The following is a 3,151-nucleotide window of genomic DNA, read 5'->3' as shown; positions in this document are numbered from 1 at the left end:
CTTTATTTGGCAATTTTACTAGCTTTTTCATTTTAACCCTTTTTTGGCATACTCGCCAAAGTGAGATGCACCCGTTTCTTATACCATTTTTCTAAAATCGTGCAACACTCTTCGACCCCCCCTAGCCCCCCCTTGTAAAGGGGGGGAACAAGAATACGCATTCTTTTTTAAAATTGGTATTAGATGGTGCGCGGGTGGCCAGAAACCGGGTTTTTTTTGAGATTCTGCGTTATTGTTGGTAAAAATCGTAAAAACCCGGTTTCTTAGATGCTGCGCGGGCGGCCAGAACTTGACAAGTCACTATCCAGTTGTTACATTACCGACTTTTTCCTTAACTTGCTCTACTTCTGAATGGCTATCTCGCTGCAAAAACTCATCAAGTAACTCATAAAAACGATAAAAAGCTCGTTCTTGATTGTTAGTATAAAACTCGATTATTCTTGCCCACGAACCTGATGTTGATACTTCATATCGCTTTTGCAACCAGGGTTGAAAGTCTCCATAAAATTCCATTTCTTTTTGTGTTGGTTCAAATCCCAACTCCCGTCTCGCCGTTCTATAACCGACTATAAACATAAAAAGATCGCTCGCAGAAGCTCGTCCGATATACATTCCTGGTTTTTTATGAATTTTACTCAATATCTCAAAAAGTCCGCTCATCTAAATACTCTCCATAGATAGATAGATACAAATAACTTCAATCTTCAGGTCTAAACACGCGCTCAAAAGCCTGTTTTCGATAACGTCGATAAACATCAAAATCACTATCCAAAGTAGCAATTGCCGGAATATTCAGCCGTTCAGAAATAGCAATTAGAGACAAATCAGCAAAATCTCCCGGCAAATCTGCATACCGTTCATTCAGTTCAGCAATGCGCGAAAAATCTTCAGGAAGCAATTGGATACATTCATAAAGTTCCGTCGCAAGATCGCGAAGAAATTCATTTTGTGTACGCCAATCTTGAGCAAGTAGCCACATAACCTCAGTGGCACAACTAGCAGTAGTTACCAGATTACTTGTACATCTTTCAAAGAAGACTCGCACCTGTTGATGATAGCTATCTTTTGCACTGTAGTAAGCTACTAAAACTCCGCTATCTACAATAATTATGGGATAATAAGTCATTGCGGATGATATTCAGGATGCTTTTTCTCCAAATAAGCTGCGATCGCTTTTTTCCGATTTGCCCTTTCTGACAAACCAGGCGGCGCATTTTCTAACAGATGTTCAGGATGTCCCCCACGTCTTTCAACAATAGTTTGACGCGGTTGTAAACTCAGCCAGCGATCTTTAACTAAGCGTTTAATTAATTCATCGCTTGTAGTTTTCTCCATTCCTAGAATTTCTACTAAATAAGCTTCCGTTTCTTTGTCCAACTCTATACTCAGCATGACAACCTCCGAATTAATTACCCTAAATTATACATTCTCCTAAGCCCTGCTGCTGATATTCTTGTATCCATTGACGATATTTTGGAGTCAGTCTGTTATCAACCCACCACACCCAAATACGTTGTCGCGCTAAAGCGCCACCTTTTATTAGGTTTCATACTTCTTGTAAAATGCGACTATTCAAACGCTCATATTCATCCTCTAAGAGCCACATTTTAGCATCACAGGATCGCTTCATCATCCTCATCCAAGTCTAAATTCTCTGGAACTAATCCATCGAAGCTATTGCGGGTAGGAAGCTCAGGCAAATCTCCCAGCATAGCAACTGCTTCAGCAAGTAGATCAAGATTCTCTGGATCGGGGTGTTTTTGTGCCGCACGCACAGCCAAGATGACCACACGCAATCCTCCCCTGACGCGATCGACATCACGGGCTAGTCCATACATTGCTTGAAAGTCACGTTCCTCAATAATGCGGTACTGTCCTGTTTTTGTCTGGAGGGTAGCAATGACACCATTGGCGATCGAACTGAGTGCTTCTGCGCCCTGCAAACGAAACTTCTCAAACGATGTCCAATTTGCACCGCTTCGCAACCTAAATTTTTTATTTGTAATCTGCATAGTTTCACCTCTTTACTATATCCTAACGTAAACCCAACGAAAAAACAACGGCTCTTGATTTAGATGGGCTCGGTGGCCAGAAACCGGGTTTTTTTGAGATTCTGCGTTATTGTTGGTAAAAATCGTAAAAACCCGGTTTCTTAGATGGTGCGCGGGTGGCCAGAAACCGGGTTTTTTTGAGATTCTGCGTTATTGTTGGTAAAAATCGTAAAAACCCTGACGGAATCGAAATATTTCGATCGCGCGCGGACACTAGGAATATAACCGCTGATTTTATACCTCTTAGGGATTAACTGAACCGTATCAATTTCTACCCAATCCCGTGCAAGAAATCGAAATTACCGTTTCCCGCAGACTTTTTGAGCGCATTGATAATTTTCGTTGTATTATCGTAAGGCCCTTCAATATAACAAGGTTTTCCATTACGACCGAATTTCAAGCCAATTTCGCTGGTTGATTCTCCTAAATGAGCCTTCGACTCCTCGAAATCGCGATGCGGTTCAAAGCCTAATTTTCGGGCATAGGCGATCGCACCCCAAACCAGGGCTTGTGCTTGCTCTAAACTAATCTCCTCGTACTCTTGCCCAAACTGCGAGTAACAATGCCCAACGAGATTTTTATATTGGCTATCGTTGCAGTTACGTGGCGGCATGGCATCCTTAACTCCCAAACACCAGTAATCGATCAAATAAGAGGCCGCAACAAAACGATTGTATCCCTTGGAACGGGTAACCATCACTAAACCCAAACCGCTCGTTTCAGAGGTTTCATTCCCTAACAACACCTTCGCAAAATTTACATCCACGAGACATTGAGCAACGGGCAATAACTCTCCTTTTTCGGCGCTAGCGATGGCTGTTTGTTCTGCCTGAGATATCAGAAAGGTACTGACTTCGGATGCTTTCAATCCTAACTTTCGGGCAATTTGTTTGGGCGTTAATTGGCGATCGCGCAGGTTGAGAATCTCTTGTTCTTGTTCGGGTTGCATGGTTTTTTTACTGCTGTCAGGGCAGGGTTCGATCTGAGTGGATCATTGTACCGCGTTTTTGCGACCAACTTCGCAACGTAAGGATTCAGGTAAAAAATAGTTGATTGAGAGCCGAAAAATATGGTAATGTAGTCAGATGAGCGAAAAGCCA

5 protein-coding genes are annotated in these 3,151 nt (G+C 42.4%); all 5 read right to left on the bottom strand.

The features are described 5' to 3' along the window. Window positions 1–300: 300 nt before the first annotated feature. The 5 genes from QUB52_RS28865 to QUB52_RS28845 all read right to left on the bottom strand — a co-directional run bounded on the left by QUB52_RS28865 (window position 301) and on the right by QUB52_RS28845 (window position 3,000). Entirely contained in the window at window positions 301–660 is a 360-nt protein-coding gene (locus QUB52_RS28865; protein WP_332966455.1) for a hypothetical protein, read from the bottom strand. A 37-nt stretch (window positions 661–697) separates the two neighbouring features. Next, window positions 698–1,126, bottom strand: a complete 429-nt coding sequence (locus QUB52_RS28860; RefSeq protein WP_332975648.1) for a type II toxin-antitoxin system VapC family toxin — start codon at window positions 1,124–1,126, stop codon at window positions 698–700. After that, entirely contained in the window at window positions 1,123–1,392 is a 270-nt protein-coding gene (locus QUB52_RS28855; protein WP_332975649.1) for a hypothetical protein, read from the bottom strand. The genes QUB52_RS28860 and QUB52_RS28855 overlap by 4 nt, the downstream gene beginning before the upstream one ends. A gap of 221 nt (window positions 1,393–1,613) precedes the next feature. After that, window positions 1,614–2,012: a hypothetical protein gene (locus QUB52_RS28850; protein WP_332975650.1), complete on the bottom strand. Its 399-nt coding sequence runs from the start codon at window positions 2,010–2,012 to the stop codon at window positions 1,614–1,616. A gap of 310 nt (window positions 2,013–2,322) precedes the next feature. After that, window positions 2,323–3,000, bottom strand: a complete 678-nt coding sequence (locus QUB52_RS28845) for a DNA-binding response regulator (RefSeq protein ID WP_332975651.1) — start codon at window positions 2,998–3,000, stop codon at window positions 2,323–2,325. Window positions 3,001–3,151: the final 151 nt, after the last annotated feature.

The organism is Microcoleus sp. A6-C6, from assembly GCF_036705955.1.
Lineage (GTDB): Bacteria > Cyanobacteriota > Cyanobacteriia > Cyanobacteriales > Microcoleaceae > Microcoleus.
The sequence above is the reverse complement of the archived record's forward strand: the minus strand, read 5'-3'. Positions and strand labels throughout refer to the sequence as shown.